At 41.7% G+C, this 15,129-nt stretch carries 12 protein-coding genes and 3 rRNA genes; all 15 read right to left on the bottom strand.

Annotation, left to right across the window (positions count from 1 at the left end; all coding sequences use genetic code 11):
* Window positions 1-59: 59 nt before the first annotated feature.
* The gene (gene yabA, locus NSQ18_RS06745; protein ID WP_016838873.1) at window positions 60-410 is read right to left on the bottom strand and encodes a DNA replication initiation control protein YabA; all 351 of its coding nucleotides are present in this window, start codon (window positions 408-410) and stop codon (window positions 60-62) included.
* A gap of 24 nt (window positions 411-434) precedes the next feature.
* Window positions 435-1,250, bottom strand: coding sequence for a stage 0 sporulation family protein (locus NSQ18_RS06750; RefSeq protein ID WP_016838874.1), 816 nt, complete (start codon window positions 1,248-1,250; stop codon window positions 435-437).
* Window positions 1,243-2,247: a DNA polymerase III subunit delta' gene (gene holB / locus NSQ18_RS06755; RefSeq protein ID WP_016838875.1), complete on the bottom strand. Its 1,005-nt coding sequence runs from the start codon at window positions 2,245-2,247 to the stop codon at window positions 1,243-1,245. The genes NSQ18_RS06750 and holB overlap by 8 nt, the downstream gene beginning before the upstream one ends.
* Window positions 2,248-2,337: 90 nt before the next feature.
* Window positions 2,338-2,778, bottom strand: coding sequence for a YaaR family protein (locus NSQ18_RS06760; RefSeq protein WP_168412545.1), 441 nt, complete (start codon window positions 2,776-2,778; stop codon window positions 2,338-2,340).
* Window positions 2,779-2,829: 51 nt separating this feature from the next.
* Window positions 2,830-3,159, bottom strand: coding sequence for a cyclic-di-AMP receptor (locus NSQ18_RS06765; RefSeq protein WP_168412555.1), 330 nt, complete (start codon window positions 3,157-3,159; stop codon window positions 2,830-2,832).
* A 373-nt stretch (window positions 3,160-3,532) separates the two neighbouring features.
* Window positions 3,533-4,165 carry a dTMP kinase gene (gene tmk, locus NSQ18_RS06770; protein ID WP_016838878.1) on the bottom strand — a complete coding sequence of 211 codons (633 nt, stop codon included), beginning with the start codon at window positions 4,163-4,165 and terminating at the stop codon, window positions 3,533-3,535.
* Window positions 4,166-4,197: 32 nt separating this feature from the next.
* Window positions 4,198-5,619, bottom strand: coding sequence for an aminotransferase class I/II-fold pyridoxal phosphate-dependent enzyme (locus tag NSQ18_RS06775; protein WP_339289616.1), 1,422 nt, complete (start codon window positions 5,617-5,619; stop codon window positions 4,198-4,200).
* 1,062 nt (window positions 5,620-6,681) lie between these two features.
* Window positions 6,682-6,797 (bottom strand): 5S ribosomal RNA (gene rrf / locus NSQ18_RS06780).
* A 48-nt stretch (window positions 6,798-6,845) separates the two neighbouring features.
* A 23S ribosomal RNA gene (locus NSQ18_RS06785) occupies window positions 6,846-9,772 on the bottom strand.
* A gap of 137 nt (window positions 9,773-9,909) precedes the next feature.
* Window positions 9,910-11,462: ribosomal RNA gene (locus NSQ18_RS06790) — 16S ribosomal RNA — on the bottom strand.
* The 16S, 23S and 5S rRNA genes sit together here, the layout of an rRNA operon.
* Window positions 11,463-11,790: 328 nt before the next feature.
* A complete protein-coding gene (locus NSQ18_RS06795; protein WP_016839557.1) occupies window positions 11,791-12,060 on the bottom strand; it encodes a pro-sigmaK processing inhibitor BofA family protein in 270 nt (89 codons plus the stop codon).
* A 112-nt stretch (window positions 12,061-12,172) separates the two neighbouring features.
* The gene (locus NSQ18_RS06800; protein WP_016839560.1) at window positions 12,173-12,403 is read right to left on the bottom strand and encodes a YaaL family protein; all 231 of its coding nucleotides are present in this window, start codon (window positions 12,401-12,403) and stop codon (window positions 12,173-12,175) included.
* Window positions 12,393-12,989, bottom strand: a complete 597-nt coding sequence (gene recR / locus NSQ18_RS06805; RefSeq protein WP_016839562.1) for a recombination mediator RecR — start codon at window positions 12,987-12,989, stop codon at window positions 12,393-12,395. The genes NSQ18_RS06800 and recR overlap by 11 nt, the downstream gene beginning before the upstream one ends.
* A 13-nt stretch (window positions 12,990-13,002) precedes the next feature.
* Complete coding sequence (locus NSQ18_RS06810) at window positions 13,003-13,317, bottom strand: YbaB/EbfC family nucleoid-associated protein (protein ID WP_016839564.1); 315 nt, start codon at window positions 13,315-13,317, stop codon at window positions 13,003-13,005.
* Between the two features lie 49 nt (window positions 13,318-13,366).
* The gene (dnaX, locus tag NSQ18_RS06815; protein WP_339289502.1) at window positions 13,367-15,127 is read right to left on the bottom strand and encodes a DNA polymerase III subunit gamma/tau; all 1,761 of its coding nucleotides are present in this window, start codon (window positions 15,125-15,127) and stop codon (window positions 13,367-13,369) included.
* Between the last annotated feature and the right edge of the window lie 2 nt (window positions 15,128-15,129).

Genomic DNA, 15,129 nt, shown 5'->3' on the forward strand with positions numbered 1-15,129 from the left:
ACTTACACACTCCTCATGAAAATAAAAGACTGTACCCAATTCGGGTATCAGCCTTTACATTAACCATTTTTATTAAAAAACGATAGACAAAACAAGCAGTCTTCACCCTTGCGGGAACTTCCGAAATGTACATTGCATACGTGAAACCCTTCTTGATATAGTCGAGCTAAATTATCATATCCTTCCCCAATATCTAAATAGCTTTTCTTTTCACCTTGTTCAGAAGTTCCTTCTGCTGCTTTCGAAAGTTCTTCTAGTCGTCTTCTTAAATGAAAGTTTTCTGTTTGAAGTGACTGATGTTCTTCTACCATATGTGCAACAAATTTTTTTAACTCGTTAAACTGCTGTTGTAACGTTTCTAGTTGCTGTTCAAATTCCATTATAGAATCCAAAAAATTACGGTCCCTCAACCAAGCCACCCCATTAGTTTTAATCTATATCAGATTCTTTTCACACTCGAGTATTTCCTCCAGCGTATATTCAACGGTGCGTTCAAGCTCTTCTAAATATACTTGAATGACTCTTTCTAGCACATTGATTCCAACGACTGTTCCAATCCCATCAGGAGTAATAGTTGTCTCGCCAATATCAGGCATTCCATCTTTCGCTGTTTCGTAATCGTCATTTTCATATTTTAAACAGCACATAAGACGACCACATAATCCTGAAATTTTTGTCGGATTTAATGATAAATTTTGATCTTTCGCCATTTTAATTGAGACCGGATCAAAATCTCCTAGAAATGTTGAACAGCAGAGCATTCGACCACAAGGACCAATACCTCCAAGAAGCTTAGCTTCATCCCTTACACCGATTTGGCGAAGTTCGATACGAGTTCGGAAAATCGCAGCTAAATCTTTCACTAATTCACGGAAATCGACTCTTCCCTCTGCTGTAAAATAAAAAATCACTTTATTTCGATCGAATGTATATTCAACATCAACAAGTTTCATCTCCAGTTGATGTTCAGCAATTTTTACATTCGCTATATCAAAAGCTCGTCTTGCTTCAGCTTTGTTTTCTTCCACTTGGATTTTATCTCGCTCTGTAGCAGGACGTAAAACTTGCTTTAAAGGCAAAACAACATCATTTTCACCAACTTGTCTCATTGGAACAACAATTTTTCCATATTCGACACCTCGAGCTGTCTCAACAATGACATATTGGTCTTTTTCAAGTTGATATTCTCCAGGGTCGAAATAATATATTTTACCCGCCCGTTTAAAGCGGACACCTACCACATTATACAAAGGAATACCCCTCCTGCAATTTCAGCATAAGCTGTTCCATTAAAAGCGTGCGATTCATATTACGACCTACATTTTGTCTTGCTTGTAATATTGCTTGCATTTGATTCGACAATTGTTCGAAAGTAGAAGTTAATGCAATTTCCTTCCATGTATCTACCATATCTGGATAGGTACAAGAACTTTCAGGGTTTGCCTTTATAGCTACAATATCACGATAAGCTAACAGAAGTAAATCAAGACTGAGTTCAAAATCACTTTTATCTTTTACATTTGGAAGCCATTCATCATATACAATTAGCATGGCTTCATTGACATTTTTTCTAACAGTCTCAACTAATTTTAACACTGTTTTTCTCGCTAGTGCAAACTGCTCATCTTGTGCTAAAGCAAGACCTTTTTCAAGACTATTTGTCACTTGACTGACAGTTGATGCCATGGAAAACGTTAACCCTTGCTGTTGTAATTGTTGGACTAAAAAGTCTTTAGGAATACTTGAAAATTTAATATGCTGACAACGTGATTGAATCGTTGGCAATATCGATTGATATTGCTCCGTTAAGAGTATTGCTGTCACTAATCCATCTGGTTCTTCTAAAAATTTTAATAATGTATTACTTGCAGCATTATTCATTTTATCTGCATGATGAACTACATAAATTTTTCTGCCTTCTTCCATACCTGTTTTTGTCATATTTGATATTAAATCACGAATTTGTTCAACTTTAATAAATTGACCATCAGGTTCTATTTGCAAAACATTGGGATGATTGCCTGATTCTATGCGTTTACAATTTCTGCATGTTTCACATGGAACATTTTTCGACGGACTTTGACATAACATTAATTTAACAAAAAACTTCATTACTTCTTTTTTGCCTGTTCCTCTTTCGCCTTCAAAAATATAAGCATGTGCAATACGTCCCTTTTCAAAAATCATTTGTAATTGTTTTATGACGATTGGTTGCAGCTTCATTAGCTCATCCACTGTATCAAGCATTTCTTTTCACCTTTTCTTTGATCAGGTTGACTTCCTTCATTTTCTTTAGAAAAAATCCCGTGTCTATCACCATGGTAAAAGACACGGGTTTTACATATATAAATTAATTAACAAACCTTTTATTTCGCCAATTTTATCAAGCAAATCAATCGTTTCTTTTTCTTCATCTAATAAATCTTGAGCTAGTTCAACTAAACGTTCATCAATTTTCTTAATAATTTTAAGTCTTCTACCTTCACCAAATCGATTCCAAGTGTGAGACTGTTTTAGTTCAAGGCCATATTCAACAGCTTCTTGTAAAAATCGCCTCACAAGCATCTTAAATCTCGCTAAATCTCGCAAGTTTCTTGACCTTGCTACTCGATCACCTGCAGCGGAAATATCTCCTAGCAATCGAGTTAATTGCTCACTTTGCAGTTTCTGTCCTTGCTTCACAACCAATTCTCCAAAGCGTTGATTTGCCTCATTTGGTTGCTTCATTTCATGTATATTTGTTTTGATTCCAACTCGTAAATCTTGATTAATTTTCACTTCATTCAGCCCTCGCTCACTTTTTCATGGGATTTGGCAAAGTATAAGCTGTTAAAAGTGGTGATATTCTTCGATCGGTAAAACAAATACCGTTGCACCACCAACTTCCACCTCAACCGGATACGGAATATAGGTATCTGCATTTCCTCCAAGAGGTGAAACAGGAGTGACCATTTGTTCCCTTGCCCGACAATTATCTCGAATAATGTCTAATACCTTGGAAACATCTTGATCGTCTACACCAATTAGAAAAGTAGTGTTCCCTGAGCGCAAGAATCCTCCTGTACTCGCTAACTTAGTCGCACGAAAATTTTGCTTCATTAAGGCATTAGACAGTCGGTTACTATCTTGGTCTTGAATGACCGCAATTACTAATTTCATACGCATTCACTCCTAACTTGCGTGTTTTTATTATACCATACATTACATGTTCACTTCATTTCCTTGTTCTTATGACAAGAATAAATAAATAACTTTTTAGCAGTTAAGAATATTTATGATTAAAATATGGAAATTTATATTATTTTATTGAAGATTCCTTTTTATCATTACAAAATACCTTTATTAACAAAGTAAATCCAATTTTCTCTATTACTCTTACCCAAAAAAGTTTATTCTACACAAAGGGCTATATCACCATCATCCTTATGCAGTTATTTTACGCAAAATAAAAGGAATGCGTTCTTTTCATTAGAATGCATTCCTTTTGGTTGTATGAAATTGGTTTTGAAAAACATTAGAGAACTCGAAATCATTAACTTTTGTCTTTTAAGAATGGTAATACAATATTTATTACCTCTTCTAGTACTACTTCAATTTCATTTTCTGCATTAATGGCCTTTATTCTTTCTGGAAACTGTTTAAGTAGTTTCAAATAACCTTCTCTTACTTTTGAATGAAATTCCAATGATTCTAAATCTAATCGGTTGACTTCTCGTTCACCATCTTTTTGTATTCTTGAAAGTCCAATTGTTGGTGATACATCTAAATATAACGTTAAATCAGGGAAAAAATCACCGATAGCAAATTGATTGATGGTATATACTTCTTCTATCCCCAATCCTCTTGCATATCCCTGATAAGTAAGGCTACTATCAATGTAGCGGTCGCATAATACAATCGTTCCTTTTTCCAACTCAGGTATGATTTTCTCAACTAAGTGCTGCCTTCTTGCGGCAGCATATAAAAGCGCCTCTGTCTTTGCATCCATATTTACATTCTTTTTGTCTAAAATTACATTTCGAATTTGTTCTGCTATTTCAATTCCGCCAGGCTCTCTCGTACAAACTACGGAATACCCCTGTTGAATTAAATATTCTGCCAATTGTTTAAGAATTGTACTCTTACCTGAGCCTTCTCCACCTTCAAAACTGATTAAATAACCCACAAGTCTGTTCCTCCATCCAGTTTACTCTTTGTTTATTTATAGACGCATATCAGCTTTTCTTCAAGTTGATGATTCCCTTGGAAAGATGCTCCGACCGCTAATAGTTCTTCCAATTGACTGAGCTTCGAAACAGTAATTTTTTCTCCAGGAATGAGTAAAGGGATACCTGGTGGATATGGTATCACCATACTTGCTGAAATTCTACCTATTGCTCGCATATAGGGAATCCATTCCGTATCTTTTTCCTCTAATTCACAAAATGAATATTCAGGAATGGATATTTTATTCACTTCTTTAAATGCTGTTGCAAATTCGATAGGTACTTCTTCAACGCTTTGTAAAGACTCAACCGCTTCCTTAATACGCATTCTCGTTTCTGCAAAAGGATAACTTTGTCCTTGTTTTAATAAAGGCAATATGAATAATACCTGATGTAAATCTGCTAATTCTGAATATACTCCTTGCTTTTCTAACGCATCCTTCAATTGAAAACCGCTATAACCTCGCACCCTTAATAACACTTTTAAAGGATCGTCCATTTCAATGACTTGTAACGATTGAATTGAACGCAATGATTCAATCCAATGCTTTTTTCTGTCCAATAAATAATTTGCATCGCTTTCTAAATATGTTTGAACATAATGTCTTGCATCATCTAATGAAGCCAATAATATATAGGATGGACTGCTTGATTGCAACATTCGTAAGTAACGGTTGACCTGCTCTGCTTCAACAATATTAGACTTGATATGTAAAAAAGAGGCCATTGTCATGGCTGGTAACGTTTTATGGGCCGATTGAACAACAATATCTGCTCCTAAATCTAATGCAGATTCCGGAAATTGTTTACTTGCTGTTAAATGAGCTCCATGGGCCTCGTCGACTAATACCGGAATATTCATCTGATGACATAATTCGATTTGTTGTTTTAATTCATTTGATACCGCTCCATAGTAGGTTGGAGAAGTTAAAATTACAGCCTTTACATCTCGATGTATTCGTAGTGCCTCTTTTAAAGTAGTTAACGAAACGTGAGTTGCTGTTCTAGTTTCGTCGTCCCATTCAGGCGAGACATAAATCGGTTTAGCACCAATTAATTGAAGAGCATGAAAAATAGATTTATGTGCATTTCTTTGTACTATGATTTTTTCGTTTCTTTTACAAGTTGCATAAATCATCGCCAAATTGCCTACTGTTGAACCATTCACTAGAAAAAAACTGCGATCTGCACCGTATGTTTGGGCTAATAATCTTTCGGCTTCATATATAACTTCTTTTGGATGATGGAAATCATCAAGTCCTGTTAGTTCTGTTACATCGAAGGGTAACATGCCTTGTATTGGTTGCGGTAATCCTGATATCAATCCATTTTTATGGCCCGGAACGTGAAAGGATGTTGGTTGTTTTTCCACAAAATTCTCCAATGTTTCAATTAACGGCCGTCCTATTCTCATCATCTCACCCCGCTAAATACTCTTCCTTTATTATAGTCTTAATAGGGAGAAAACTCATCTTGTTATTACCTATAAAATAGTTAGAAAGATTTTATTACCACTTTACAGTGGTATTATTGAAAAGCCACATCCACTCTCACAAGGGGGTTCCTTACTACCATCGATGCTAACTTCGAAGCACGTTGACCGGCAAAACTCTGCGTCAGCTTCAGCGGTCCGGTGCTCATACACTGTATCTTCTCTTTTTTAATTGAAATTAAATGTTGGTATATGCTTTTCTTTTGTAGGTTTCTTTAGTTGTACTGCGGTTTATTTGAACTCGAGTGGACTTTTTGTCCTTGTTGTTATTTTCAATTAAACGCTGTAAATTTTAATTATTTTTTGTTTTAAAGACTATCTTTTTAAACCGTTGGGTTTTCACTTGTGAAATTAGCATTTTACAGTGGCATATTACTTCCTACTCTCACAAGGGGACCCCTTAACTACCATCGGCGCTAACTCCGAAGCACGTTGACCAGCGAATTTCTGCGTCAGCTTCGGCAGTCCGGTGCTCACGTACTTAGTACGCTCCGCTCCGGGCTGCCTCGCTTCCTTGAACTTCTTGGTCCCCGTGCTTCTCGTCTCCTTCAAGTATTTATTTTACTTTTGTTTAACATGTGGTTTCTGTATCGCGCCGATCGGACTTTCAGTCCTTGTTAGTAAGGGGCTTCAACTTTTGCAATAAAAAAAGCACCACTATTGTGGTGCCTTTTGCGAAGCGCTCGTCTATCTCTCACAAGGGGACCCCTTAACTACCATCGGCGCTAACTCCGAAGCACGTTGACCGGCGAATTTCTGTGTCAGCTTCGGCAGTCCGGTGCTCACGTACTTAGTACGCTCCGCTCCGGGCCGCCTCGCTTCCTTGAACTTCTTGGTCCCCGTGCTTCTCGTCTCCTCCAAATAATTGTTTTGCTTACGTTTTAAATGCCACTTCTCTATCGCGCCGATCGGACTTTCAGTCCTTGGTAGTAAGGGGCTTCAATTTTTGCAATATAAAAAGCACCACTATTGTGGTGCCTTTTTGCGAAGCGACGTCCTACTCTCACAAGGGGAAGCCCCTTACTACCATCGGCGCTGAAGAGCTTAACTTCCGTGTTCGGTATGGGAACGGGTGTGACCTCTTCGCCATCGTCACTTCACTATATGAGAGGTTGTTCTCTCAAAACTGGATAACGACATTGAAATGATTGGTTAAGTCCTCGATCGATTAGTATCCGTCAGCTCCACACGTCACCGTGCTTCCACCTCGGACCTATCTACCTCATCGTCTTTGAGGGATCTTACTTGCTTATGCAATGGGAAATCTCATCTTGAGGGGGGCTTCATGCTTAGATGCTTTCAGCACTTATCCCGTCCACACATAGCTACCCAGCGGTGCCTTTGGCAAGACAACTGGTACACCAGCGGTGTGTCCATCCCGGTCCTCTCGTACTAAGGACAGCTCCTCTCAAATTTCCTACGCCCACGACGGATAGGGACCGAACTGTCTCACGACGTTCTGAACCCAGCTCGCGTACCGCTTTAATGGGCGAACAGCCCAACCCTTGGGACCGACTACAGCCCCAGGATGCGATGAGCCGACATCGAGGTGCCAAACCTCCCCGTCGATGTGGACTCTTGGGGGAGATAAGCCTGTTATCCCCGGGGTAGCTTTTATCCGTTGAGCGATGGCCCTTCCATGCGGAACCACCGGATCACTAAGCCCGTCTTTCGACCCTGCTCGACTTGTAGGTCTCGCAGTCAAGCTCCCTTATGCCTTTACACTCTGCGAATGATTTCCAACCATTCTGAGGGAACCTTTGGGCGCCTCCGTTACCTTTTAGGAGGCGACCGCCCCAGTCAAACTGTCCACCTGACACTGTCTCCCAAGCCGATCAGGCTTGCGGGTTAGAATTTCAGTACAACCAGGGTAGTATCCCAAGGGCGCCTCCAGGGAAGCTGGCGCTCCCCCTTCTACGGCTCCTACCTATCCTGTACAAGTTGCACCGAAATTCAATATCAGGTTACAGTAAAGCTCCACGGGGTCTTTCCGTCCTGTCGCGGGTAACCTGCATCTTCACAGGTACTATAATTTCACCGAGTCTCTCGTTGAGACAGTGCCCAGATCGTTACGCCTTTCGTGCGGGTCGGAACTTACCCGACAAGGAATTTCGCTACCTTAGGACCGTTATAGTTACGGCCGCCGTTTACTGGGGCTTCAATTCGGAGCTTCGCTTGCGCTAACTCCTCCTCTTAACCTTCCAGCACCGGGCAGGCGTCAGCCCCTATACTTCACCTTACGGTTTTGCAGAGACCTGTGTTTTTGCTAAACAGTCGCCTGGGCCTATTCACTGCGGCTCATCAGGGCTTGCACCCCAATGAGCACCCCTTCTCCCGAAGTTACGGGGTCATTTTGCCGAGTTCCTTAACGAGAGTTCTCTCGCTCACCTTAGGATTCTCTCCTCGACTACCTGTGTCGGTTTGCGGTACGGGCACCTCCCGCCTCGCTAGAGGCTTTTCTTGGCAGTGTGAAATCAGGAACTTCGCGCGTAACGCGCTCCCCATCACAGCTCAGCGTATTAGGAAGCGGATTTGCCTACTTCCACGCCTTGCTGCTTGGACACGCTCGACCAACGGCGTGCATTCCCTATCCTCCTGCGTCCCCCCATCACTCAAACGGCGGGGAGGTGGTACAGGAATATCAACCTGTTGTCCATCGTCTACGCCTTTCGGCCTCGACTTAGGTCCCGACTAACCCTGAGCGGACGAGCCTTCCTCAGGAAACCTTAGTCATTCGGTGGATGGGATTCTCACCCATCTTTCGCTACTCATACCGGCATTCTCACTTCTAAGCGCTCCACCAGTCCTTCCGGTCTGACTTCGACGCACTTAGAACGCTCTCCTACCACTCGTGCAACGCACGAATCCACAGCTTCGGTGAATCGTTTAGCCCCGTTACATTTTCGGCGCAGCGTCACTCGACCAGTGAGCTATTACGCACTCTTTAAATGATGGCTGCTTCTAAGCCAACATCCTGGTTGTCTAAGCAACGCCACATCCTTTTCCACTTAACGATTACTTTGGGACCTTAGCTGGTGGTCTGGGCTGTTTCCCTTTTGACCACGGATCTTATCACTCGTAGTCTGACTCCCGTGTATAAATAGCTGGCATTCGGAGTTTGTCTGAATTCGGTAACCCGAGGTGGGCCCCTAGTCCAAACAGTGCTCTACCTCCAGTATTCTTCACACGAGGCTAGCCCTAAAGCTATTTCGGAGAGAACCAGCTATCTCCAAGTTCGATTGGAATTTCTCCGCTACCCACACCTCATCCCCGCACTTTTCAACGTGCGTGGGTTCGGGCCTCCAGTGAGTGTTACCTCACCTTCACCCTGGACATGGGTAGATCACCTGGTTTCGGGTCTACGACCACGTACTCAAAACGCCCTATTCAGACTCGCTTTCGCTGCGGCTCCGCATTTTCTGCTTAACCTTGCACGTAATCGTAACTCGCCGGTTCATTCTACAAAAGGCACGCCATCACCCGTTAACGGGCTCTGACTACTTGTAGGCACACGGTTTCAGGTTCTCTTTCACTCCCCTCCCGGGGTGCTTTTCACCTTTCCCTCACGGTACTGGTTCACTATCGGTCACTAGGGAGTATTTAGCCTTGGGAGATGGTCCTCCCGGATTCCGACGGAATTTCACGTGTTCCGCCGTACTCAGGATCCACTCAGGAGAGGATGGATTTTCGACTACAGGGCTTTTACCTTCTCTGGCCGTCCTTTCCAGAACGGTTCGTCTAACCCATCCTTTTGTAACTCCGTATAGAGTGTCCTACAACCCCAAGAGGCAAGCCTCTTGGTTTGGGCTGTTCCCGTTTCGCTCGCCGCTACTCAGGGAATCGATTTTTCTTTCTTCTCCTCCAGGTACTTAGATGTTTCAGTTCCCTGGGTGTGCCTTCTTAACGCTATGGATTCACGTTAAGATACTGTTCCATTACGAACAGTGGGTTCCCCCATTCGGAAATCTCCGGATCAAAGCTTACTTACAGCTCCCCGAAGCATATCGGTGTTAGTCCCGTCCTTCATCGGCTCCTAGTGCCAAGGCATCCACCGTGCGCCCTTAATAACTTAACCAAAATTAAGAACTTTACAGTAAATATCTTGCTTTCAATGTCGTTTATCCAGTTTTCAAAGAACAACACTATAACTTTGAAGGTCATAAACCTTCAAAACTGAACACAAAACGCTAATGCTTCCGTAAATATCCTTAGAAAGGAGGTGATCCAGCCGCACCTTCCGATACGGCTACCTTGTTACGACTTCACCCCAATCATCTGTCCCACCTTCGGCGGCTGGCTCCCGAAAGGGTTACCTCACCGACTTCGGGTGTTACAGACTCTCGTGGTGTGACGGGCGGTGTGTACAAGGCCCGGGAACGTATTCACCGCGGCATGCTGATCCGCGATTACTAGCGATTCCGGCTTCATGCAGGCGAGTTGCAGCCTGCAATCCGAACTGAGAACGGTTTTTTCGGATTGGCTCCGTCTCGCGACTTCGCGACCGTTTGTACCGTCCATTGTAGCACGTGTGTAGCCCAGGTCATAAGGGGCATGATGATTTGACGTCATCCCCACCTTCCTCCGTATTTGTACGGCAGTCTCCTTAGAGTGCCCAACTGAATGATGGCAACTAAGGACAAGGGTTGCGCTCGTTGCGGGACTTAACCCAACATCTCACGACACGAGCTGACGACAACCATGCACCACCTGTCACCGCTGTCCCCGAAGGGAAGGCTATGTCTCCATAGCGGTCAGCGGGATGTCAAGACCTGGTAAGGTTCTTCGCGTTGCTTCGAATTAAACCACATGCTCCACCGCTTGTGCGGGCCCCCGTCAATTCCTTTGAGTTTCAGTCTTGCGACCGTACTCCCCAGGCGGAGTGCTTAATGCGTTAGCTGCAGCACTAAGGGGTGGAAACCCCCTAACACTTAGCACTCATCGTTTACGGCGTGGACTACCAGGGTATCTAATCCTGTTTGCTCCCCACGCTTTCGCGCCTCAGCGTCAGTTACAGGCCAGGAAGCCGCCTTCGCCACTGGTGTTCCTCCATATCTCTACGCATTTCACCGCTACACATGGAATTCCGCTTCCCTCTCCTGCACTCAAGTCTCCCAGTTTCCAATGACCCTCCCCGGTTAAGCCGGGGGCTTTCACATCAGACTTAAGAGACCGCCTGCGCGCGCTTTACGCCCAATAATTCCGGACAACGCTTGCCACCTACGTATTACCGCGGCTGCTGGCACGTAGTTAGCCGTGGCTTTCTAGTAAGGTACCGTCAAGGTGCAGCCAGTTACTACTGCACTTGTTCTTCCCTTACAACAGAGCTTTACGATCCGAAGACCTTCTTCGCTCACGCGGCGTTGCTCCATCAGGCTTTCGCCCATTGTGGAAGATTCCCTACTGCTGCCTCCCGTAGGAGTCTGGGCCGTGTCTCAGTCCCAGTGTGGCCGATCACCCTCTCAGGTCGGCTACGCATCGTCGCCTTGGTAGGCCGTTACCCCACCAACAAGCTAATGCGCCGCGGGCCCATCCTATAGTGATAGCTGAGCCATCTTTCAACATCAAAGCATGCACTTTGATGTGTTATCCGGTATTAGCACGCGTTTCCGCGAGTTATCCCAGTCTATAGGGCAGGTTACCCACGTGTTACTCACCCGTCCGCCGCTAACCTCATGAAAGCTAGGCTTTCAATTGGTTCGCTCGACTTGCATGTATTAGGCACGCCGCCAGCGTTCGTCCTGAGCCAGGATCAAACTCTCCATAAAAGAAAATTTGATTTGCTCAAAATTTAATGTCCGAATCTAGTTTGTCAACGAGGGTTAACAACTAGATAATTTATTGCATTAACGTTTTGTTGTTCAGTTTTCAAGGTTCATCTAGTGTTAATTTAGTGACGCTAAAATATTATATCATGTTTAATTAATATTTCAAGCTTTTTTTACACATTTTTAACTCTCGATAGAGAACTCTTACATTATATCTAAATCATCTTTTGTTTGTCAATATTTTTTTAATTCCCTTGTTTATTTTGTAACTCAAAGGGAAATTCATTATATCAACATAATTAAAACAATGCAAGAGATTTTAATTAATTTATTGTAAAAGAGTTAAAACTGCTATGCATAGAACTCCTGGAAATCCTAATATAGTGATTGTTAAAGCGGAAAAGAAGTTAACAGGAACGATAATATCAAATCCATCAACCGTTATATGTGCTATATACAAAAAGGCGAAAGAACAAGCTAGGCGGAACCAAAAAATTGCGAGCTTTTCAATGATTATTCCATAGCCAATTCTTTTACCAATAGTAAGAAGTATCATGAGTAGCACGCATATAGCACCTAAAATTAAATATGTACCCATCCAATCTCCTCCTGAGTTTAAGTACATTGGAAACATATGCTATAACGGCTACTCTTAGTATTTATTTTTTTATAAATCAGGAAATTGTTTTATACGATGGTCCTACTTTTATTTAACGCAACATGATTTTTCGGATTCGTGCTTCTTTAAAAAGATAAAAGTGAATGCTTTCAGCAATTTTACTTTGAGCAATGACATCTAAATTATAATCTTCGGTTAACTCTTCAAGAAGTTTTGCATTATTCCAATCATCTTTCGTTTCTTGCATTAATCGCGCTAACTGCTCATCAAATTCTTTTTTTAACTTTCCTTTTCTACTAAATAAACCCACTTTATATTTCACGCCGTCCTTCCAAAGCTTTAGATAACGTTACCTCATCAGCATACTCCAGATCGCCACCTACTGGTAATCCATGGGCTATACGGGTTGTTCGAATTCCGGATGGTTTTACTAGACGTGAAATATACATTGCCGTTGCTTCTCCTTCAATCGTTGGATTGGTTGCTAAAATAAGTTCTTTTACTCTTTCATCTTTTAATCGGTTGATTAAAGAAGCTACATTTATGTCTTCTGGTCCAACTCCATCCATCGGTGAGATAGCGCCATGCAATACATGATACAAGCCATGGTAGTCCTTCATTTTCTCCATAGCTATCACATCTTTAGGGTCTTGTACGACACAAATTGTTGAGACATCCCTTGATTGATCAGTACAAATTTGGCACGGATCCACATCTGTAATATGTCCACATACAGAACAGTATGTTAAGTCTCTCTTCGCATCAACTAATGCCTTTGCAAAGGACAAGACTGCATCTTCCTTCATTGTTAAAACGAAAAATGCCAGTCGAGCCGCAGTTTTCGGACCGATGCCTGGCAATTTCATAAAGCTATCAATGAGCTTTGATATTGGTTCAGGATAATACATTTAATTTTTCCTCCTAGAACGGAAGGTTTAAGCCTTGTGTAAATTTGCCCATTGTTGCCGCAGTTGCTTCATCCACTTTGTTCAATGCATCATTTGTTGCAACGGTAATTAAATCTTGCAGCATTTCTACATCTTCAGGGTCCACTACAGAAGGATCTATGTTGACTTCAAGCACTTTGCGTTCACCGCTAACTATTACTTTTACCATGCCACCGCCAGCTGTTCCTTCAAATTGTCTTGCATTTAATTCTTCTTGTGCTTGAAGCATTTCCTTTTGCATTTTTTGCATTTTTTTCATCATACTTTGCATATTACCCATTCCACGCATAAATACGTCCTCCTTCATTGACATTCATTAATAATTATGCTGAAAATCATCAATCTTCTACTACTTCAATAAAATCTTTCCCAAACATTTTTTCCGCTTCTTTCACAATTGGGTCTTCCGATTCGATCTCTTTTGCATCGTCAATATATGGCGCCTCAGGAGCGCTTTCCTGAACCTTACCTGCATTTTGATCTTTTTTTAGATTTAAACCGTTCTCCCGAATAAAGTTTTCACGCAAAACGGTCCATTGACTTTCTGGTATACATAAAATTTCGTACATGATACCCATTTGTTGGAAAAGTATTTGAGAAAATGTAGAAGTGAGGTCTTTGTTTTCAGCAACCATTTGACAATGTATATCATACTTGAATTTTATCACAAATGCACTAGAAGAAGCTGCAACTGGTTCTGCTTCCGCAAATAGAGCTGATTGTGATTTTTGCAGTTGGTTGAGTGCAGGTAACCAAGCATTTTTAATTTGAATAATGTCTTTTTTAGTAGCTTCTTTTAATACTTCTTTTATTCTACCCGTCGGCGCTTTGTATGCATTCGTTATTTTTGTTCTTTGGCGATTCTCATCTTTAACTGGTGCATCCGTTGCAGACATCGCCGCTCCATTTTCAATTTGCTCTTTCAATTGAAAAATTATTTTCTCTAATTGTATGACTTTATTATTCAATACAGAATCCGCTTGTGGCATTTCTCCCGCTTTCAACACACCTACATTCGAAAATTGAGTCATTTTCAATAAAGCCGTTTCCAAATAAACTTTCGTGTGATGAGAAAATCTCATATCTTGCTGTGTTTTAGATAGGATATCGATATATCCGTAAAGCGCATCGGCTGAAAACTCGCGGGACAACTCGATAAATTTTTCCTCTGGCGTCACTAGCTCTAACAGTTCCTCTAAATCCTCGCTTGTTTGAAGCAATAATAAATCTCGGAAGAAGGTAATTAAGTCTTCCGATAAACGAAGAGGATCTTTTCCTTCTGCAATTAACTCTTCCAATAAAGATAGGACATGTGCAATGTCTTTTTCTTTTAAAGCAACAACCATATCATAGAATACATCTTGACTTATGGATCCGCTTACCAACAAAGCATTTTCTAAAGTCAACTTTTCCCCGCTAAAGGATACGACTTGATCTAATAAACTTAGTGCATCCCTCATCCCACCACTAGCTGCTTGGGCAATGACTTTTAACGCCTGTTCCTCAAAAGGTAAATTGATATCCTCTAACACTAATTTCATTCGTTCCACAATATCGTTGGAAGAGAGGCGTTTAAAATCAAACCGTTGACAGCGAGAAATAATTGTAGCTGGTAATTTATGAGGCTCGGTTGTTGCTAAAATAAATACCGCATGAGATGGAGGTTCTTCTAACGTTTTGAGTAAAGCATTAAAAGCACTCGTAGAAAGCATATGCACTTCGTCGATTATATACACTTTATAGCGAGCACTTACGGGAGCAAACCTTACTTTCTCAATAATGTCGCGAATTTCTTCAACGCGGGAATTGGAAGCGGCATCGAATTCAATGACATCCGGATGCGAGCCTTCTGTTATACTTCGGCAAGTTGGACATTCATTACAAGGTTCATTTGTTGGTGCTTTTTCGCAATTTAATGCTTTAGCAAAAATTTTAGCAGTACTTGTCTTACCTGTACCTCGTGGACCAGAAAACAAATACGCATGCGTTGTTTTATTTGCTAGGAGAGCATTTTGAAGTGTTCTTTTTACGTGGGTTTGACCAGACATTTCGCGGAAACTTTGTGGTCTGTAAACACGATAAAATGCTTGGTACGTCAACG

The organism is Ureibacillus sp. FSL K6-0786, from assembly GCF_037965165.1.
Classification (GTDB): domain Bacteria; phylum Bacillota; class Bacilli; order Bacillales_A; family Planococcaceae; genus Ureibacillus; species Ureibacillus thermosphaericus.

Bases quoted from the DNA above. Each gene is read 5' to 3' on its own strand.
- holB (WP_016838875.1), bottom strand. From the start codon at position 2,247: ATGCTTGATACAGTGGATGAGCTAATGAAGCTGCAACCAATCGTCATA.
- NSQ18_RS06765 (WP_168412555.1), bottom strand. From the start codon at position 3,159: ATGAAATTAGTAATTGCGGTCATTCAAGACCAAGATAGTAACCGACTG.
- NSQ18_RS06775 (WP_339289616.1), bottom strand. From the start codon at position 5,619: ATGAGAATAGGACGGCCGTTAATTGAAACATTGGAGAATTTTGTGGAA.
- NSQ18_RS06795 (WP_016839557.1), bottom strand. From the start codon at position 12,060: ATGGGTACATATTTAATTTTAGGTGCTATATGCGTGCTACTCATGATA.
- recR (WP_016839562.1), bottom strand. From the start codon at position 12,989: ATGTATTATCCTGAACCAATATCAAAGCTCATTGATAGCTTTATGAAA.
- NSQ18_RS06810 (WP_016839564.1), bottom strand. From the start codon at position 13,317: ATGCGTGGAATGGGTAATATGCAAAGTATGATGAAAAAAATGCAAAAA.